The sequence below is a fragment of the Priestia sp. YIM B13486 genome (genome assembly GCF_042787865.1).
GTDB classification, from domain to species: Bacteria; Bacillota; Bacilli; order Bacillales; family Bacillaceae_H; genus Priestia; species Priestia megaterium.
This window is the reverse complement of sequence record NZ_JBHZOZ010000001.1, coordinates 15,761-34,067: the sequence shown is the minus strand read 5'-3', so window position 1 is coordinate 34,067 and position 18,307 is coordinate 15,761. Positions and strand designations below refer to the sequence as shown.

At 38.2% G+C, this 18,307-nt stretch carries 19 protein-coding genes; 14 read left to right on the top strand and 5 right to left on the bottom strand.

Annotation, left to right across the window (positions count from 1 at the left end):
* Nucleotides 1-64: 64 nt before the first annotated feature.
* Both ACFX4G_RS00160 and lexA read right to left on the bottom strand, forming a co-directional pair.
* Entirely contained in the window at nucleotides 65-1,510 is a 1,446-nt protein-coding gene (locus ACFX4G_RS00160) for a magnesium transporter CorA family protein (RefSeq protein WP_097824479.1), read from the bottom strand.
* 211 nt (nucleotides 1,511-1,721) lie between these two features.
* Complete coding sequence (gene lexA / locus ACFX4G_RS00155) at nucleotides 1,722-2,339, bottom strand: transcriptional repressor LexA (RefSeq protein WP_013058778.1); 618 nt, start codon at nucleotides 2,337-2,339, stop codon at nucleotides 1,722-1,724.
* A 146-nt stretch (nucleotides 2,340-2,485) separates the two neighbouring features.
* On the opposite strand from lexA, the gene yneA reads away from it, so the two are divergent.
* The 8 genes from yneA to ACFX4G_RS00115 all read left to right on the top strand — a co-directional run bounded on the left by yneA (nucleotide 2,486) and on the right by ACFX4G_RS00115 (nucleotide 10,552).
* Nucleotides 2,486-2,815: a cell division suppressor protein YneA gene (gene yneA / locus ACFX4G_RS00150; protein WP_013084723.1), complete on the top strand. Its 330-nt coding sequence runs from the start codon at nucleotides 2,486-2,488 to the stop codon at nucleotides 2,813-2,815.
* A gap of 53 nt (nucleotides 2,816-2,868) precedes the next feature.
* Nucleotides 2,869-3,537 (top strand): YneB family resolvase-like protein, encoded by a 669-nt coding sequence (locus tag ACFX4G_RS00145; protein WP_043976570.1) that lies wholly within the window; start codon nucleotides 2,869-2,871, stop codon nucleotides 3,535-3,537.
* A 69-nt stretch (nucleotides 3,538-3,606) separates the two neighbouring features.
* Nucleotides 3,607-3,837, top strand: coding sequence for a DUF896 domain-containing protein (locus ACFX4G_RS00140; RefSeq protein ID WP_013058775.1), 231 nt, complete (start codon nucleotides 3,607-3,609; stop codon nucleotides 3,835-3,837).
* Nucleotides 3,838-4,004: 167 nt separating this feature from the next.
* Entirely contained in the window at nucleotides 4,005-6,011 is a 2,007-nt protein-coding gene (gene tkt / locus ACFX4G_RS00135; protein ID WP_013058774.1) for a transketolase, read from the top strand.
* Nucleotides 6,012-6,159: 148 nt separating this feature from the next.
* Complete coding sequence (sirA, locus tag ACFX4G_RS00130; protein WP_013084721.1) at nucleotides 6,160-6,600, top strand: sporulation inhibitor of replication protein SirA; 441 nt, start codon at nucleotides 6,160-6,162, stop codon at nucleotides 6,598-6,600.
* Between the two features lie 90 nt (nucleotides 6,601-6,690).
* The gene (locus ACFX4G_RS00125; protein WP_013058772.1) at nucleotides 6,691-6,903 is read left to right on the top strand and encodes a YneF family protein; all 213 of its coding nucleotides are present in this window, start codon (nucleotides 6,691-6,693) and stop codon (nucleotides 6,901-6,903) included.
* 90 nt (nucleotides 6,904-6,993) lie between these two features.
* Nucleotides 6,994-8,757 carry an ABC transporter transmembrane domain-containing protein gene (locus tag ACFX4G_RS00120; RefSeq protein WP_377572554.1) on the top strand — a complete coding sequence of 588 codons (1,764 nt, stop codon included), beginning with the start codon at nucleotides 6,994-6,996 and terminating at the stop codon, nucleotides 8,755-8,757.
* Nucleotides 8,747-10,552 carry an ABC transporter ATP-binding protein gene (locus ACFX4G_RS00115; protein ID WP_322552385.1) on the top strand — a complete coding sequence of 602 codons (1,806 nt, stop codon included), beginning with the start codon at nucleotides 8,747-8,749 and terminating at the stop codon, nucleotides 10,550-10,552. The genes ACFX4G_RS00120 and ACFX4G_RS00115 overlap by 11 nt, the downstream gene beginning before the upstream one ends.
* A 21-nt stretch (nucleotides 10,553-10,573) precedes the next feature.
* On the opposite strand, the gene ACFX4G_RS00110 is transcribed toward ACFX4G_RS00115, so the two are convergent.
* A complete protein-coding gene (locus ACFX4G_RS00110; protein WP_013084718.1) occupies nucleotides 10,574-10,750 on the bottom strand; it encodes an aspartyl-phosphate phosphatase Spo0E family protein in 177 nt (58 codons plus the stop codon).
* Between the two features lie 130 nt (nucleotides 10,751-10,880).
* Between ACFX4G_RS00110 and ACFX4G_RS00105 the strand changes: the two genes are divergently transcribed.
* The 3 genes from ACFX4G_RS00105 to ACFX4G_RS00095 all read left to right on the top strand — a co-directional run bounded on the left by ACFX4G_RS00105 (nucleotide 10,881) and on the right by ACFX4G_RS00095 (nucleotide 12,951).
* The gene (locus tag ACFX4G_RS00105) at nucleotides 10,881-11,588 is read left to right on the top strand and encodes a cytochrome c biogenesis CcdA family protein (protein WP_034649306.1); all 708 of its coding nucleotides are present in this window, start codon (nucleotides 10,881-10,883) and stop codon (nucleotides 11,586-11,588) included.
* 209 nt (nucleotides 11,589-11,797) lie between these two features.
* Nucleotides 11,798-12,355: a DUF2179 domain-containing protein gene (locus ACFX4G_RS00100; protein ID WP_013058767.1), complete on the top strand. Its 558-nt coding sequence runs from the start codon at nucleotides 11,798-11,800 to the stop codon at nucleotides 12,353-12,355.
* Between the two features lie 104 nt (nucleotides 12,356-12,459).
* On the top strand, nucleotides 12,460-12,951 hold the full coding sequence (locus ACFX4G_RS00095; protein WP_013058766.1) for a CcdC family protein: 492 nt from the start codon (nucleotides 12,460-12,462) through the stop codon (nucleotides 12,949-12,951).
* 31 nt (nucleotides 12,952-12,982) lie between these two features.
* Here the strand turns inward: ACFX4G_RS00095 and ACFX4G_RS00090 are convergent, their stop codons facing one another.
* Nucleotides 12,983-13,408: a DUF2621 domain-containing protein gene (locus ACFX4G_RS00090; RefSeq protein WP_013058765.1), complete on the bottom strand. Its 426-nt coding sequence runs from the start codon at nucleotides 13,406-13,408 to the stop codon at nucleotides 12,983-12,985.
* A gap of 276 nt (nucleotides 13,409-13,684) precedes the next feature.
* Between ACFX4G_RS00090 and gabT the strand changes: the two genes are divergently transcribed.
* The 3 genes from gabT to ACFX4G_RS00075 all read left to right on the top strand — a co-directional run bounded on the left by gabT (nucleotide 13,685) and on the right by ACFX4G_RS00075 (nucleotide 18,015).
* Complete coding sequence (gabT, locus tag ACFX4G_RS00085; RefSeq protein WP_050689592.1) at nucleotides 13,685-15,040, top strand: 4-aminobutyrate--2-oxoglutarate transaminase; 1,356 nt, start codon at nucleotides 13,685-13,687, stop codon at nucleotides 15,038-15,040.
* Between the two features lie 148 nt (nucleotides 15,041-15,188).
* On the top strand, nucleotides 15,189-16,559 hold the full coding sequence (locus tag ACFX4G_RS00080) for a sigma-54 interaction domain-containing protein (RefSeq protein ID WP_162214887.1): 1,371 nt from the start codon (nucleotides 15,189-15,191) through the stop codon (nucleotides 16,557-16,559).
* Between the two features lie 31 nt (nucleotides 16,560-16,590).
* Complete coding sequence (locus tag ACFX4G_RS00075; RefSeq protein ID WP_043976581.1) at nucleotides 16,591-18,015, top strand: NAD-dependent succinate-semialdehyde dehydrogenase; 1,425 nt, start codon at nucleotides 16,591-16,593, stop codon at nucleotides 18,013-18,015.
* A 36-nt stretch (nucleotides 18,016-18,051) separates the two neighbouring features.
* On the opposite strand, the gene ACFX4G_RS00070 is transcribed toward ACFX4G_RS00075, so the two are convergent.
* Entirely contained in the window at nucleotides 18,052-18,300 is a 249-nt protein-coding gene (locus ACFX4G_RS00070) for a hypothetical protein (protein ID WP_157842230.1), read from the bottom strand.
* Nucleotides 18,301-18,307 lie beyond the last annotated feature (7 nt).

The window sequence follows — 18,307 nt, the reverse complement described above, 5'->3', positions numbered from 1 at the left end:
CGCTTGATTTAGTTATGTCTCAATCTCTTCTTTTTTATCATGTGTTTTCTGATGCGAACAGCTTTTATGTTTTAAACCGATCTTTTAATAAATTCCATAGGGAACTCACTCCGAGACTAATGCTGATCAGAATTCCTGATAGAGCTACTATTAAAGCGATATATTCAAAGATAGAAAACTGCTTCATACTATCCCAATTGATATTTCCCTTTAGTTTGCTAATAACTAAATTCATTCCGTAAATACCGGAAAGAACCGTGTAAATCGTTAAAATTAATAATAAGTAATTATGACGCTTAGCTGCGATTTTCTCTTGATTTTGGTACAAAGTACCAAGAGTTTCTTTGACTTCTTGATAAAGAGAATTGATATGGAAGATTTTTTTAAAGAGCTCAGAAAACTCTTGACCTTCTGTGCGAGAGCTAATTTCTAAAAATAAATATTTACCTGAGAACACGGTAATAGAGCGGATTAGTCGTTCAATGCCCTCTGAATTTTTATGAAACGTGAGCTGAGAATACTCATAAGATAGTTTTAGCAACACGATTTTATAGAAAAAATGTAAAAATAAATTATAGTAATGCTGGCCAAATAGATGATTCATCAAAAGCTGATCCGTTTTAGAGTCTGTCGATTTAGAAATACATGAAAACACATGGTCTGTTATGACGTAATAGGTTTCAGGAGCCCATCTGGAATACACGTGTTTAGTATTATACGTTTTAATATACTCATGATTGTGTGCAGAAATAAACGCTTTCCCGTCAGGCATATAGCTATTTAGCTGTCCAGTACGAAATAAAGTTGTGGAATTAATCTCTTGCTCTTGATTTACCGTTACATAACTTAACACAAACATCCGTTCATCGATAAAATAAGGAAGGCTCCCCACATGCTGTTCACGTGTGGCTTCTTTCTTGATGTGTTCGTTCAAAAATGGCGCGAGCTGTGAAAAAATATAATCTTGTACTTTGCTATAGCGGTGGTGTTCATAGGTAATGGTGGATCCATGCTCTTCAGCAAGCTTCGGTTCTAATACACGAAAATGATTCATGAACTCTAAAATATCATCATAGGTGTAATGATTATGGCTCATCTCAGTGCGAATGGTCATGACGCCAATTTCAAAAGGACATAAAAAAACATCCACAGACAGCACGTTGCTAGACACGGTGGTGGAGGAAGTGTGTAACGTAATGGCATGGTCTATTTTTTTTGAAAATCGAAGCAACCCTTCTTTTTCGCACGAGTCAGGGAATAGAATGCATTCAATGTAAGGAAGAAAATATTGATCCAGGCTATCATGAGATACGTAATATTGTTCTCCGTAGTATTCTTTTTCTAAATGTTTGTTTTGAATGGAGAAAAACTCGAACAAATTTGCTTTCAGCGCATGAACAAGCTGCTCTTTATTTTTTCGGTCAAAGGAAAAAGGAAAAAGAAACATGTTCATTGCTTTGGTAGGTACAATGGTTTGAAATGGTTCTGTTTTCCTTGGTGTATTGGTCATAAACTACATCCTTCTTATGGTCGGTTGTATTTCCTTGTAAGAGTCGAGGAAATGCAGGTAGAAAGTAAAAGGTAAAACAAGCTTTATAAAAACCGTTCTACCTGCCTGCAATGATTCAACGTATCATTTATAATATGCCAATTTTTTTAGAAAACAAACGTAAAAAAACCAACTAACATCATCATTAGTTGGTTTTACATACAGTGTCTGATTAGTGAATCGTGCGATATACACCAGTTACTTTTCCTAAAATCGTTACGTGGCGAAGAATAATAGGCGCCATCGTTGAATTTTCAGGCTGTAAACGAACGAAATTTTCTTCTTTAAAGAAACGTTTTACCGTTGCTTCGTTGTCTTCGGTCATAGCGACCACAATATCTCCATTATTAGCTGTTTGCTGCTGACGTACGATTACCATATCGCCATCTAGAATACCTGCTTCAATCATACTTTCTCCCATAATTTCAAGCATAAATACATGATCATCTGGAGAAACGAATTTATCTGGAAGAGGGAAATATTCTTCCACATTTTCAACAGCTGTTATAGGCAGACCCGCTGTTACTTTACCGATAACAGGAACATTAATGACATTGCTTTTAGGGATGTTTACTTCGTCTAGTTGAAGAACTTCGATTGCTCTTGGTTTTGTCGGATCTCTGCGAATTAACCCTTTGCTTTCTAAACGAGCTAAATGCCCGTGTACAGTGGAGCTAGAGGCTAATCCTACCGCTTCCCCAATCTCACGAACAGAAGGCGGATAACCTTTTAATTTTACTTCATGCTTAATAAAATCTAGTATGTCTTGTTGACGTTTTGATAGCTTCATATTTTTCACCTCGATTTTAGCTATTCTTTAGGTGAATTATACCACGTGATGTGTCAATATACAAACATAAGTTCGAATAATTCCATTGACAGAAACAAATGTTCTCAATAAAATAAGAACATATATTCTGACAGGGGGATCATAATATGCAACAATTCTTACATTCTATGAAACATTACGCTATTTTTTTTGCAGTTATCGCTGCACTTACATATGTATTGACGCTGGTTTTAGGAGCGGATAAAGTAGATTTAGACAAATATTCAACGGTTACTATTACAAAAGGAGATACGCTTTGGGAATTGTCCAACAAGTATCATAATCACCATCATTTGACCACCAATGAATTTGTCAAATGGGTTGAAGACGTCAATGATTTAAACTCAGACACTGCCCAGTCTTTATCTCCTGGAGATAAATTATATATTCCTGTTTTAAAAAAAGAGTTACATAATCAAGTGGCAATTGAACAGTAGTGTGTAACGGCCGTTCCTGAATATTGTTAGAAGCCGAAAAGGTCGTGATAAAAGTGGATGCCATTATTTATTGCCGTGTCAGTACGGATAAAAAAACCCAAGAAACATCTTTACAGCGCCAGCAAGAAGAATTAAAAAAGCTTGCTGCTCTTCACCATCTAGACGTAAAAAAAGTCGTAATGGAAAAAGCAAGCGGATATGAAGTAGACAGAGAGGGTATTTTGGATGTTCTTCATACAATGAAAGAAGAAAAAATATCTGTGTTGCTTATTCAAGATGAAACACGATTAGGCAGAGGAAATGCTCGAATTGCGCTGCTTCATGCTTTTCATAAAGAAAATGCTACCATCTATACGATTAGTCATCAAGGCCAGCTTCAGCTTTCAGAATCTGATTCAATGGTGTTAGATATTATTAGCTTAGTGGAAGAGCATCAGCGGAAATTACATAATGCTAAAATTAAAAGAGGAATGAAAAGAGCTGTAGAAAACGGTTATCGTCCGCAGCAAAATTTAAAAAATCAAGGAGTTAACTCGGGAAGAGAAAAAAAAGAAGCGCCAATTGAAGAAATTGTCCGTCTTCGTCATAACGGCTTAACCTTTGCTGAAATTTCAGTTACGCTAAAAGGTTTTGGCTATAATATTTCAAAAGCGACGGTACATCGCCGCTATCAAGAATACCAAGAGAATGCTCAATCTCTTGATAAAACGAAAGAGATTTAGTAAGATGACTACATGTTGCCGGAACGGTTCGGTAATTTTAATTATTGATTATAAGGAGATAGGTTTTATATGCTATCAAAAGATAAACTTGCTCGTATTAATGCTCTTTCAAAAAAGGCAAAGGCTGAAGGTCTGACAGAATCTGAAGCGAAAGAACAGCAAGAGCTACGTCAGGAATATTTAAAAGTTTTCCGACAATCTATGACAAATCACCTTCATACGATTAAAGTTGTGGACGAAGAAGGTAAAGATGTTACGCCTAAGAAGTTAAAAGAGAGTAAAAAGAAGCGTCTTCACTAAGACGTTCTAGTAAAACTAGAGGGAGTGTTCCTTCTAGTTTTTTGTATATTTTTAATAAGGCACACAAAAACTGTAAAAGTGGAAAATTTTTTGGTTCAAGTATTGTACAAATAAGCAAATCATTAGTATGATAACATATGTACATAGTTTTGAAAGGAATGAAGAGTATGACACAACGTATTGAAGATCTTTCGATTGCAACAATTCGTACTTTATCAATCGATGCGATTGAAAAAGCAAATTCAGGTCACCCAGGTATGCCAATGGGAGCTGCTCCAATGGCATATACATTGTGGACAAAATTTATGAACATCAATCCAAAGAATCCAAACTGGTTCAACCGTGACCGCTTTGTATTATCAGCAGGACACGGATCGGCACTATTATACAGCTTGCTTCATTTAGCTGGATATGACTTATCAATTGAAGACCTTAAAAACTTCCGTCAATGGGGAAGTAAAACACCAGGTCATCCAGAGTTCGGTCATACAGCAGGTGTTGATGCAACAACTGGTCCACTAGGACAAGGTATTGCAATGGCTGTTGGTAAAGCAATGGCAGAACGTCATTTAGCTGAAACATACAACAAAGAAGGTTTAGAAATTGTAGACCACTTTACGTATGGTATTTGTGGTGACGGAGACTTAATGGAAGGTGTATCTGCTGAAGCAGCTTCATTAGCAGCACACTTAAAATTAGGACGTTTAGTTGTTTTATACGATTCAAATGATATTTCTTTAGACGGAGATTTAGATCGCTCGTTCTCTGAGAACGTAGAAGATCGTTTCAAAGCTTACGGATGGCAAGTAATCCGCGTTGAAGACGGCAATGACTTGACAGCGATTGCAAACGCAATTGAAGAAGCAAAAGGCGATTTAACACGCCCGACGCTAATTGAAGTAAAAACAACAATCGGATTTGGTTCTCCAAACCACGCGGGTACTTCTGGCGTGCACGGTTCTCCATTAGGTTCCGATGAAACAAAATTAACAAAAGAAGCTTATGCATGGACATTTGAAGAAGATTTCTATGTGCCAGAAGAAGTGTATGCTCACTTCAAAGCTACAATTGCTGAAGATGGCCAAAAGAAAGAAAACGAATGGAACGATGTATTTGCACAGTATAAAGAAAAATACCCTGAACTAGGTCGTCAATTTGAACTGGCAGTAGAAGGAAAGTTACCGGAAGGCTGGGAAGAAACGCTTCCAGCATACGAAACGGGTTCAAGCCTAGCTAGCCGTGCTTCTTCTGGAGAAGTATTAAACGCAGTAGCACAAGCTGTACCTCAATTCTTCGGCGGTTCAGCTGACTTAGCTGGCTCAAATAAAACAATGATTAAAGGTTCAGAAGACTTCACTGCAGCTGATTACAGCGGACGTAATATCTGGTTCGGTGTACGTGAATTTGCAATGGGAGCTGCATTAAACGGTATGGCTCTACACGGCGGTGTAAAAGTATTCGGAGGAACATTCTTTGTATTCTCTGATTATCTTCGCCCAGCAATTCGCTTAGCAGCTTTAATGAAGCTTCCTGTAACATATGTATTCACACATGACAGTATCGCAGTTGGAGAAGACGGCCCAACACATGAGCCAATTGAACAATTGCCATCACTTCGTGCAATGCCAGGTCTTTCAGTGGTTCGTCCTGCAGATGCAAATGAAACAGCTGCTGCATGGCGCTTAGCATTAGAGTCAACTGACCGCCCAACGGCGCTTGTATTGACTCGTCAAAACTTGCCAACGCTTGAAGGTACAAAAGAAAATGCATACGAAGGCGTGTCTAAAGGTGCATATGTTGTATCTAAAGCTGGTAAAGACCAAGCGGATGCGTTAATACTTGCAACAGGCTCTGAAGTAAGCCTAGCAGTAGAAGCACAAAAAGCATTAGCTGCAGAAGGCATTGATGTATCTGTAGTAAGTATGCCTGCGTGGGATCGTTTCGAAGAGCAATCTGCTGAGTACAAAGAAAGTGTTATCCCTAAATCAGTGAAAAAACGTTTAGGTATTGAAATGGCTTCTACACTTGGCTGGGAACGCTATGTTGGAGACGAAGGACAAGTTCTTGGTATTAATCACTTCGGTGCATCTGCTCCTGGTGAAACAATCATGAAAGAATTTGGTTTTACAGTTGAAAATGTAGTAGCAAAAGTGAAAAGCTTGCTTAATGCATAATTCTTTTTCATAAGAAAGAGCAGACTCCTGTGGTCTGCTCTTTTTTTCGACAAAAAAACAAAGGAATTTTTTCATCGATAGACAAGCATTGCGTACACCATTCGGTATAATGGTACAAAAAAGAACGAGCCGAAAGGGAGGATGAATCGTGAGAACGTATGAAGTATATTTAATGGAAGAAGAAGTTGCATCATCCTATTTTCGAAGAGAAAAGCTCATTTATCAGCTGCTGATTGAATATAGAATGAAACGTCACTTGCAGGAAACGCACTTACAAAAACAAGTTCATTACATTACTCGCCAACTGCCCATTTCATTTATTCAACGAGAATTGCTTCAGGCGTTTTCTCATTATCCTCATTTTTTTACTCATCAAGAGACGTTTGTGCTGGAATATCCTCATAAAAAAAGTCGAGCATCTATAAAATTAACGAATCGCTGTATAACAATTGAAGGAGATGGCAATGTTGATGCTGAGACAGCTTTTTTTGAAGTATTACGCAAGCTAGATCCTTGTTTTTTAGCAGTGAATTATGGAACGGATGAATACGGCTGGCTGAGGCCTGTGAAAACAAGAAAATTTGTGTAATTATTTAAGGAAATTGGAACGGAAATATTGTATAATAGCGTATGGTCTAGTACACTGTAAGTTAGACAACACGAAGGAGGAAGTAATACCATGGGAATGTATATTCTAGTTGGTGTTCTAGCATTAATTGTTGGGATAGCGCTAGGATTTTTCATTGCTCGTAAGTATATGATGAGCTATCTGAAGAAAAATCCACCAATTAATGAACAAATGTTAAAAATGATGATGATGCAAATGGGCATGAAACCATCGCAGAAAAAAATTAACCAAATGATGAAAGCAATGAACGGCCAAATTAAATAATGGTTAATTGGACAGACACTCTCTATTCAGAAGGGTGTCTTTTGTTTTATGATAGAGATAAGAAAATGGTTGTGGGGTTAGGGGGATACGATGAAAATTTTTCGAGAGTTATGGTGGTTTTTCAAACAGGAAAAAAAGTCTTACATAACGGGGATAGCGTTGCTCATTATTGTGGCAGCATTAGAACTTCTCCCGCCTAAAATTATTGGTTTAACGGTAGATGGCATTAAAGAAGGGACGCTGAATGGAAAGCGCTTAATGCAGATGGTTGGAATTTTGCTAGGAGCTGCTGTTGTGGCCTATTTCACAAGATACATATGGCGTATTATGATATTTGGTTCATCTGTTAAACTAGCCAAGCAGCTGAGAAATACCCTCTACACTCATTTTACCAAGATGAATCAGGCCTTTTATCAACGGCGGCGAATTGGGGATTTGATGGCCCATGCAACAAACGATATTCAAGCTATTCAACAAACTGCAGGTTCGGGTGTTTTGACACTCGTGGATTCCATTGTCACAGGAGGGCTTGTTCTATGCACAATGGCCCTCACAATCAGCTGGAAATTAACGCTTATTTGCCTTATTCCTATGCCGCTTATGGCCGTTTTAACGAGTTACTATGGTACATTGCTTCATGCGCGGTTTCATCACGCACAAGCAGCATTTTCTACTTTAAATGATAAGGTTCAAGAAAGCATTAGCGGAATTAAAGTCATTAAGACGTTTGGGGAAGAAGCAGCTGATGTCGAAGAATTTCGCATCAAGTCTGCAGATGTTGTGCAAAAGAACATGAAAGTAGCCCGAGTAGATGCATTGTTTGATCCGACCATTTCGATTATTGTAGCACTTTCTTTTTTACTTGCTCTTATTTTTGGCAGCAAGATGGTTATTAGTGAAGAGTTGACACTGGGGCAGCTTGTTACCTTTACAACTTATTTGGGCCTTCTTATTTGGCCGATGCTCGCGTTTGGCTGGCTATTTAACATTGTGGAACGAGGAAGAGCATCATATGACAGGGTATTTTCTTTATTAAAAGAAGAAAATTCGATTGAAGAAGCAGCGCATCCCAGTGTTGAAATGCCAACAGGAAATATTGAAGCTGTTATTCAGAGGTTTTCGTATGGTAAAGAAAACGGATATACGTTAAACGAAATTTATTTTACACTTTCTCGCGGTCAAACGTTAGGTATTGTCGGAAAGACGGGAGCTGGGAAAACCACGCTTTTAAAGCTGCTGCTTCGTGAATTTGATGTAAGCGACGGAGCTGTTTTATGGGGAGGAAAAGACATTAAAGACTATGCTTTTGATTCATTGTACCAAAGCATTGGGTATGTTCCTCAAGATCACTTTTTGTTTTCAACAACAGTTGCTGATAATATCGCGTTTGGAAAAAAAGAAGCAAGCAATCAAGAAGCTAAAGAAGCGGCTAAAGTTGCCAATGTACATAGAGACATCCTCGATTTTACGGATGGCTATCAAACAATAGTAGGTGAAAAAGGCGTTTCGTTATCGGGTGGACAAAAACAGCGTATCTCGATTGCAAGAGCTCTTCTATTAGATCCTGAGCTTTTAATTTTAGACGACTCGCTATCAGCGGTAGATGGAAAAACGGAAGCGGGTATTTTACAAGCGCTGAAGCAGAAACGTCAAAATCGAACAACGATTATTACAGCGCATCGGCTGAGCTCGGTTACTCATGCAGACCTGATTCTTGTACTTGATAAAGGGAAAATTATTCAGCGAGGAACTCATGAGGAACTGCTTAGCGTGAGCGGCTGGTACCAGGATATGTACGATAGACAGCAGCTTGAACGTGCGGTAGAAGAAGGAGAGACGAAAAATGAAAATTGAGCATTCTTCGGTACATAAACGTCTGTTTCGCTATACAATTCCGCATAAAAAATCATTTTTTTTAGCGTTCACATTATTATTAATTGCTACGGCTGCGGATTTATTAGGGCCCATTTTGATTAAAATTTTCATTGACGATTATTTAACTCCTAAGTATTTGCCTCTTCAGCCTCTTGTGTGGCTTGCAAGCAGTTATTTGCTTTTACAGCTTTTAAAAATTTTCGTTCAATACTTTCAGCTTCTGCAGTTCCAAAAAATTGCGCTTCAAATTATTCAGCAGATTCGAATTGACGTTTTTTCTCATGTTCATCGCCTGGCTCTTCGCTTTTTTGACAACACGCCAACAGGAAGCCTGGTATCTCGAATTACAAATGACACGGAAGCCATGAAAGAAATGTTTGTGGAAGTCATCGCGGTTTTTATTCAAAATGGGGTATTTTTGGTCGGTATTTTTATAGCCATGTTTATGCTAGATGTGAAGCTGGCTTTTTATTGTTTAGTTCTTCTCCCGTTCATTTGGGGACTTATGAAGCTTTATCAGCATTACAGCGCTATTTACTACGGACAGCTTCGAGAAAAGCTAAGCCAGTTAAATGCCAAGCTTCATGAGTCTTTGCAAGGCATGTCTATTATTCAGTTATTTCGTCAAGAAAAGCGGCTGCGCTCGGAATTTGAAGAAATCAATGATGAGCATTACAAAGCGGGTATGCGCAATATTAAGTTAGATGGTTTGCTGCTAAGACCGGCAGTCGAAATTCTTTACATGTTAGCCGTTATTCTTGTGCTCAGTTATTTTGGTGTTTCCGTAGCTGACAGTCCTGTTAAAATTGGTGTTCTTTACGCGTTTATCAACTACTTGGATCGTTTTTTTGAGCCTGTTAATGAAATGATGCAGCGTCTCTCTATGTATCAGCAAGCGATGGTATCAGCCTCTCGGGTGTTTAACTTGATGGATGAAAAAGAAAAAAATCCAGTCATGACAGGAGAACAAAAGCAGGGGGTACAAAAAGGAACGGTAGAATTCAGAAATGTAACGTTTTCCTATGACGGTGTTCGAGATGTACTTTCTGATATATCGTTTACGGTAAACGAAGGAGAAACAGTGGCTTTAGTAGGCCATACGGGAAGCGGAAAAAGCTCCATCATTAATTTATTAATGCGTTTTTATGAGCAGCAAAAAGGAGACATTTTGATCGATAATAAACCGCTATCGTCTTTTTCAAATAAACAGCTTCGAGATGAGGTAGGGCTAGTGCTTCAAGATGCCTTTTTATTTGCAGATACCGTAAAACGAAATATTACGCTGCACGAAGACCATTTTTCTGATGAACAAGTAAAAGCAGCGGCGGAATTTGTGCAAGCTCATGCATTTATCGAAGCCCTTCCTAATAAGTATAATGAAGTGCTAGTCGAAAGAGGTTCCACTTTATCAAGCGGCCAGCGTCAGCTCTTAGCATTTGCAAGAACGGTCATCCGGAATCCTAAAATCCTTATTCTTGATGAAGCAACAGCACACATTGATACAGAAACAGAAGAAGCGATTCAAGAAGTGTTAAGAGATATGGGAAAAGGCCGTACAACAATTGCGATTGCCCATCGTTTATCCACTATTCAACACGCCGACTGTATTTTAGTACTGCATAAAGGAAAAATCGTCGAAAAAGGCACACATACTGAACTGCTAAACAAAGGCGGTTTGTACTATAATATGTATCAGCTTCAGCACAGTGAAAAAGAAGAGAATTTCAGCAAAGAAACAGGAGTAAAAGAGATTTATACAGAATTGATAGAGTGAAGGTAAAAAAAGAAACAACCTTCATGAAGAGGTTGTTTCTGTTGTTTGAGCAGGGAATTCATTGTAAACGTTTAATAAATGATCTAATTCTTGACTATGTTTAATAGCAGGTGGAGAGTTTAATCCACTTACTCGGACTATGCGGATGAGTTCTTCTCGTTTCTTTTCAATCGCTAATAGAATATCTTTTTTGGCCAATGCTATGTATCCCTTCTAACAAGTCGTTTACCTAATTATACAAGATAATGGTACTATTTGAAAGAAGTGAGATAAGACAATTTGGTTACAAAATGGTAACGAAAAAGAACAAAAAAGGGAAGTGGGAAATGTGGGAGATTTAAATTTGTTTTTGGCATTCGGGGCGGGGTTTTTATCGTTTATTTCACCCTGCTGTTTGCCTTTGTACCCAGCTTTTTTATCGTACATAACGGGAGTGTCAGTTAGCGAGCTAAAGGAAGGCGCTAAGTCACATCAGCGCAAAGCTTTTATTCACACAGCATTTTTTCTATTGGGGTTTTCTGTTATTTTCATTATGATTGGCTTTGCTACTTCTTTTATTGGTCAGTGGTTTTTTAACTATAAGGATTTAATTCGGCAGATTGGCGCTATTCTTATTATTTTCTTTGGTCTAGTTGTACTAGGAATTTTTAAGCCTCGAATTCTTATGCAGGAACACAAGCTTAAATTCGCAAATAAGCCGGCTGGACTCTTAGGTTCTTCTTTTATTGGTATGGCTTTTGCTGCCGGCTGGACTCCGTGTACGGGCCCTATTTTAGTATCGGTTATGGCCCTTGCAGCGACAAACCCAGGCTCCGGTCTTTTGTATATGATAGCTTATTCACTTGGGTTTTCTATTCCATTTTTTATTATGACGTTTTTTATCGGGAAAATGAACTGGTTAAAAAAACATATGAATTCCATGATGAAAGTTGGCGGATATGCAATGATTGGTATGGGATTTATTTTGTATTTTGACTGGATGACAAAAATTATTATTTATACAACGAGCGTATTTGGAGGGTTTACGGGCTTTTAAAAAGGGAAAATGATAAAAAAAGAATCTGATAATTGGCAGATTCTTTTTATTTTTCAAAAGATAAAATAGTTACTTTTGCTCTTAGGAAATATACAAGAATATGATGTAAAAAATATATAGAAAAAATTTATTTTTACTATATCTTCTATAAATACGGAGTGATACAATGAAATCGTCATATTTTTAATTGTTAAAAAGAGGTGTATAAATTGAAAGATATTTTGTTAATCTTGCTTTTGCAACTGATCTATGTACCGATCTTGACGCTGCGCACAATTTTTTTAGTCAAAGGTATGAGTATGTATGCCTCGGTTTTTGGATTTGTTGAAGCGTTAATTTATGTATTCGGCTTATCTCTTGTATTTTCAGGAGATCAAAGCACGCTTGCTATGGTTGTATATGCAGTTGGGTTTGGAGTGGGAATTATTCTTGGAAGTTATATCGAATCTAGACTTGCTATCGGATATACAACATTCTTAGTTAACCTTATGACCAAAAATGAAGAGTTGATTAACCGCCTTCGACAAGAAGGTTTTGGTGTTACTGTTTATCAAGGAGAAGGAAGAGACAGTGCACGCTATAGATTAGACATTTTAACAAAAAGAAGTAGAGAAGAAGAGCTATTAGCATTCATTGAAGAATATGAGCCTCGTGCTTTCATTATTTCATACGAGCCGCGTAAATTTAAAGGCGGGTTCTTACTAAAAGCAATGAAAAAGCAAAAACAAAAGCAAAAAGCAAAAGCAGATATCACCTCTACTAAATAAAAACAGAAGAGATCCTCTTCTGTTTTTTTGTTGCACTTTTACTTCTGATGTTTTTTGGATTATAATATAAGTAAACACTAAACTATAGTAAAGGAAGGATTTCATTGGTTATTGCTTCAACACTTGTCGCAATTTTTATGGCTTCTTTCATATTAGTTGTTCGAATGAAAGCTGCTGATAAACCAACGAATGCAAAAAAAATTATACTCCCGCCTTTTTTTATGAGTACGGGAGCGTTAATGTTTATCTTTCCAATGTTTCGAGTAACGGGTGCAGAACTGCTTGAGGCGTTAATAGCAGGCATGATTTTCTCAATCCTGTTAATTAAAACGTCTAAATTTGAAATTCGTGACGATCATATTTACTTGAAGCGTTCAAAAGCTTTTGCATTCATTATTATTGGTTTGCTTATTATTCGAATTGCAATGAAAATATATTTAAGTTCTTCAATTGATGTTGGCCAGCTTGGCGGTATGTTCTGGATTTTAGCATTTGGTATGATTGTACCGTGGCGCATTGCTATGTACACATCGTACAAAAAGCTCGAACGAAAGCTGCATAATGATCGTCTTGCTAATACAACGATATTAAACTAAAAAAGGTGGCTGCGCAGCCACCTTTTTTAGTTTAAAATAAATGCTGATAAGGGACGGCATCTATTTTTTGCTTTTTTAATGTTTTTAATAAAAATTTATGATCACGTTTAGGCGTAGCTAAAATGTATCCGCGTACGATTAAGTCTTCCGTTATAGAGGCTGCTTGTTCCTCAATTGCGAGTTCCCCAATTTTTCCCGCGATTTTTTGTTTGGCTACATCGCGAAATAGTTCAGGTACTGGTTCAACAAGAACGTTTAATAGCTGCTTTTGATCCGCTGACCAAAGGTGGACGGTTTTGGAAAGATAGTGATCTTGCCAATCAAGCTCAGACATGCCGTCTTCTTTTGGTAAGCGCTTTAAAAATTTCCTGAACATAAAAAATCCGCCGATAGCAAACATGCTCATTAAAAAGACCACCCAAAATAAAATAACCCATAAAAACCAGCCCTCTAGCATATTTTTCACTCCTTTATAAAGAGGTCAATCCTAACATTACTATATTTATACATTTATTATAAAAGCCTTGTTCCTTTTATGGCAATATAAAATTCCTGTACTTTGTGCGAGGGGAAAGTCTTTTTTGACTCATCAATAAGTTTATATAGACTTATTGATGAGTCAAATATCGTTAGAATTATCTAAAAATGCTTATTTTTCAGCTTTTTAAAAGTTGGCACGTTTTTTGCATATAAACTAATTGAAGAATTATTTAATATGAGAGGAAGATAAAAAATGAGTCAAACTTTTAGCAAAGTAGCAACAAATTTACCGGGAGAAAATGCAAAGCAATTATTAGATAGAAGACACCGTGCCATTCCGAAAGGTGTAAGTTATGGCATTCCGACATTTGCTGATACGGCTGAAGGGGCGATCGTTAAAGATGTCGATGGCAATACGTTTATTGATTTCGTAGGCGCAATTGGCACAATCAATGTAGGACACAGTCACCCAAAAGTAAAAGAAGCGCTTCACAAACAAGTAGACCGTTTTATTCACACGGGATTTAACGTAATGATGTATGAGTCATACGTAGAGCTTGCAGAAAGATTAGCAGCAATTGCACCGGGTGAATTTGACAAGAAAGTATTACTTTTAAATAGCGGAGCAGAAGCTGTAGAAAACGCAGTGAAAATTGCTCGTAAATATACAAAGCGCCAAGGAATTATTTCCTTTAACCGCGGTTTCCATGGTCGTACATTAATGACAATGACAATGACAAGTAAAGTAAAACCATATAAATATGAATTTGGACCGTTTGCTCCTGAAGTATACAAAGCTCCATATCCTTATGAGTATCGCCGTCCACAAGGGTTATCAGTTGAAGCATACGAAGATTTCATGATTACAGAATTCAAAAACTTCTTAAATACAGAAGTAGCACCGGAAACGATTGCAGCTGTTGTAATGGAGCCGATTCAAGGTGAAGGTGGTTTCATTGTTCCAGGTAAACGTTTTGTGCAAGAAGTGTATCAATTATGTAAAGAGCACGGAATTTTATTTGTATCAGATGAAATTCAAGCAGGATTTGCACGTACAGGCCGCTACTTCGGTATTGAACATTTTGACGTTGAGCCTGATTTAATTACGGTATCAAAATCACTAGGAGCTGGCGTACCAATCAGCGGTGTCATTGGCCGTGCTGAAATCATGGATGAATCTAATCCTGGTGAGCTTGGCGGAACTTATTGCGGAAGTCCTCTTGGATGTGAAGCAGCTTTAGCTGTACTTGATATCATTGAAGAAGAAAAGCTAAATGAACGCGGTGAGTACCTTGGAAAAGTGGTAACATCACGATTTGAAAAACTAGCAGAAAAATATGACTGTATCGGTGATATTCGCGGATTAGGAGCGATGTCTGCGATTGAGCTTGTGAAAGACCGTGAAACAAAAGAAGCAGACAAAGAGCTTACACAGCGCATCGTGAAAGAAGCAAACAACCGTGGATTATTACTGCTTAGCGCAGGAGTATTTGGAAACGTTCTTCGTATCTTAATGCCGATTGTTATTACAGATGAGCAGCTGGAAGAAGGCTTAGCTATTTTTGAAGCAGCACTAGAAGCAAGCGTACAGCAAACGGTTGAAGTGTAAGTGGAATTGAGGCATGAGTGAAGAGAGAACTCTTCACTCATTCTTCATGAATCACAAAGAATGGGTATGTTTGGACACTCTATTTATAGATTTTTCATTTTCTGATAAAATAAAATAATAATTATTTTTTGACGAAAAGGTGATTCAAATGACCATTCATAAAAAGCATATTCAGCAAATTAACGACGAACTTTACGATATATTTGAGTCATCATTTGATGAAATCTTCGTAACTGATGCAAATGGATATGTGTTAGTTGTAAATTCAGAGTGTGAAAAAAACTATGCTTTGAAAGTGGAAGATTTTATTGGAAAGCACGTAAAAGAACTGCAGGAAATGGGTATTTTTTATCCTTCGGCCACGCTAAAAGTGATTGAATCTAATCAAGCAATTGAATTGGTTCAAAAAACAAACTCCGGCCGGTATCTTCACGTGCGGACAAGGCCGGTATTTACAAACGACGGGCATTTAAAAAGCGTTATTAGCTATTCTCGGGATCTCACAGACTTAATGGAATTAAAACGAAAAGTAGAAGAGATGGAAGAACAGCTTGAAAACTATAAAAAAGAGTTAAACGAATCCGTGGATTTAGAAGGCATCGTGACAAAAAGTGAAGCGATGAAAAAAGTTTTTTCAACCATTCAACGAGTTGCTTCCGTAAATACAACCGTTCTTTTACTTGGAGAAACAGGGGTAGGAAAAAGCAGAGTGGCAAAACTGCTTCACCAGCTTAGTACAAGAAAACAGCAGCCGTATCATGAGCTTAATTGTGCAGCGCTTCCTGAACAGCTTATTGAATCAGAGCTATTTGGCTATGAAGGCGGTACGTTCACTGGAGCATTTCGAGAAGGGAAAAAAGGGATCATTGAGCTTTCAAACGAAGGCACGCTTTTTCTAGATGAGATTGGTGAACTTTCTCTTTCAGCACAAAGTAAGTTGCTCCACGTGCTGCAAGACCGTACAATTCGTCCCGTGGGCTCAACAAGAGCAGTATCAATAGACGTACGAATTATTGCTGCTACGAATCAAAATCTAGAACAAATGGTGGAAGAAGGAAAGTTTAGACGTGATTTGTACTATCGACTTAATGTAGTGCCGATTACCATTCCTCCTTTACGAGAGCGAAAAGAAGATATTCTGCCGCTTGTCTATCAGTTTCTTCACCATTTTAATACGGTATACGAACGTAATGTACGTTTATCACCAAAGGCGTTAGATGCGTTTTTAGGACAAGAATGGAAAGGAAACGTTCGTGAAGTGGAAAATATCATTGAGCGTCTGGTTGTTACAGGGGAAGAAATGATTACGCTTAAAGATTTGCCTTTTGCAAAAGAGTTTGCTATCGATCCACCTGTGCATACGCTTCCTGAAATGATTGAACATGTGGAAAAAGAGATGGTCATAAAGGCGTTTGAACAGCATAGGTCGTCTTACAAAGTAGCAGAACAGCTTGGTATTAGCCAATCGCAAGCCAGTCGTAAAATTCGAAAGTACGTTTCGGACAGCACAGAATATTGAGTAGATAAATTTAAGCAGGGAGTGAAGAAATATGAAGCAAGCAAACTTATATATTAACGGAGAATTTGTTTCAGCAAATGATACATATGAAGTGGTAAATCCAGCAACAAATGAAGTAGTGGCTGCTGTTGCAAAAGGTGGAGAAAAAGAAGCGAAGCTAGCAGCAGATGCTGCCTATGAAGCGTTTCAAACATGGTCTAAAAAAACAGCAGAAGAGCGCGGTAAATTATTATTTAAATGGCATCAGCTGATCGAAGAACACACGGATGAACTTGCTGAAATAATGACAGTTGAGCAAGGTAAGCCTCTTAAAGAAGCAAAAGGTGAAATTGGCTATGCCAACGGATTTGTTTCATGGTACGCAGAAGAAGGCAAGCGCATTTACGGAGAAACAATTCCAGCTTCTTCTCCTAATAAACGATTATTTGCTCATAAGCAGCCTGTGGGAGTCATGGCAGCTATTACGCCTTGGAACTTCCCGGCAGCTATGATTACGCGTAAAGTAGCGCCAGCTTTAGCAGCTGGATGTACAGCGGTTATTAAACCCGCAGAACAAACGCCACTAACGGCTCTTCGACTAGCAGAGCTTGCACAAGAAGCGGGTATTCCAAAAGGCGTAATTAATGTAGTTACGGGAGATGCAAAAGCGATTGGAGAAGCGTGGCTTCAAGATGGACGTGTACGTAAACTATCGTTTACGGGCTCTACAGAAGTAGGTAAACTGTTAATGCGCGGAGCAGCTGATACGGTTAAAAAAGTGTCTTTAGAGTTAGGCGGACACGCTCCGTTTATCGTAACAGCAAATGCTGATTTAGATAAAGCAGTAACAAATGCAATTGCTTCTAAATTCCGCAACGCTGGTCAAACATGCGTATGTACAAACCGCATCTACGTGCACGAATCTGTTGCTAAACCGTTCGCAGAGCAGTTTGCAGCGGCTGTTAGTCAGCTGAAAGTCGGAAACGGCTTAGAAGAAGGTACGGATATCGGACCTTTAATCGATGAAAAAGCGTTAGCAAAAGTAAAGCGCCACTTAGATGATGTTGTAGCAAAAGGCGGAAACGTCTTAACTGGAGGGGCTGTACGCGAAGAGGGAAGCGGACTGTTTGTTGAACCTACGGTTGTAGATGGCGCAACGGACGATATGCTTTGTATGTACGAGGAAACATTCGGGCCAATTGCTCCAATTGCGACGTATCAAACAGAAGAAGAAGTTATTCGCCGTGCAAATAACTCGCCTTACGGATTAGCGGCCTATGTGTTCACTGAAAATATTTCAGAAGCTATTCGTATTGCTGAAGCTTTAGAATATGGTATTGTAGGGCTAAATGATGGACTACCTTCTACACCACAAGCGCCGTTTGGCGGCTTTAAAGAAAGTGGACTTGGACGTGAAGGCGGACATTACGGAATTGAAGAATATTTAGAAGTAAAATATATTTCTTTAGGCTTTTAACAAAAAGTGATTTCGCTTTCCTGCGAAATCACTTTTTTAGTAATAGTACACGTGGGGAATTTGTGCATGTATGGATTGGAAATTCATAAATAAAAAACAAAATTCTTCTAGAGTACAGCATTCGAGATCTTCGCAATCGTGAGAGTTAAAAAAATCTTCAAGTATAGCTGCCTCCACGTCTTTAAATAACCAGTGATGTTCAACATCCTCGAAATTGCCGTGATAAACCTCACTTAACCCATAGAAGTCGAATATATCTTCCAGCTGCTTCTGTTGCATAGCCATCCCTCCT

Coding starts and splice junctions, on each gene's coding strand:
- ACFX4G_RS00115 (WP_322552385.1), top strand. CDS start 8,747: ATGAAAATTGAGCATTCTTCGGTACATAAACGTCTGTTTCGCTATACA.
- tkt (WP_013058774.1), top strand. CDS start 4,005: ATGACACAACGTATTGAAGATCTTTCGATTGCAACAATTCGTACTTTA.
- ACFX4G_RS00075 (WP_043976581.1), top strand. CDS start 16,591: ATGAAGCAAGCAAACTTATATATTAACGGAGAATTTGTTTCAGCAAAT.
- gabT (WP_050689592.1), top strand. CDS start 13,685: ATGAGTCAAACTTTTAGCAAAGTAGCAACAAATTTACCGGGAGAAAAT.
- ACFX4G_RS00125 (WP_013058772.1), top strand. CDS start 6,691: ATGGGAATGTATATTCTAGTTGGTGTTCTAGCATTAATTGTTGGGATA.
- ACFX4G_RS00090 (WP_013058765.1), bottom strand. CDS start 13,408: ATGCTAGAGGGCTGGTTTTTATGGGTTATTTTATTTTGGGTGGTCTTT.
- lexA (WP_013058778.1), bottom strand. CDS start 2,339: ATGAAGCTATCAAAACGTCAACAAGACATACTAGATTTTATTAAGCAT.
- ACFX4G_RS00140 (WP_013058775.1), top strand. CDS start 3,607: ATGCTATCAAAAGATAAACTTGCTCGTATTAATGCTCTTTCAAAAAAG.
- ACFX4G_RS00080 (WP_162214887.1), top strand. CDS start 15,189: ATGACCATTCATAAAAAGCATATTCAGCAAATTAACGACGAACTTTAC.
- ACFX4G_RS00120 (WP_377572554.1), top strand. CDS start 6,994: ATGAAAATTTTTCGAGAGTTATGGTGGTTTTTCAAACAGGAAAAAAAG.
- yneA (WP_013084723.1), top strand. CDS start 2,486: ATGCAACAATTCTTACATTCTATGAAACATTACGCTATTTTTTTTGCA.
- ACFX4G_RS00160 (WP_097824479.1), bottom strand. CDS start 1,510: ATGACCAATACACCAAGGAAAACAGAACCATTTCAAACCATTGTACCT.
- ACFX4G_RS00070 (WP_157842230.1), bottom strand. CDS start 18,300: ATGGCTATGCAACAGAAGCAGCTGGAAGATATATTCGACTTCTATGGG.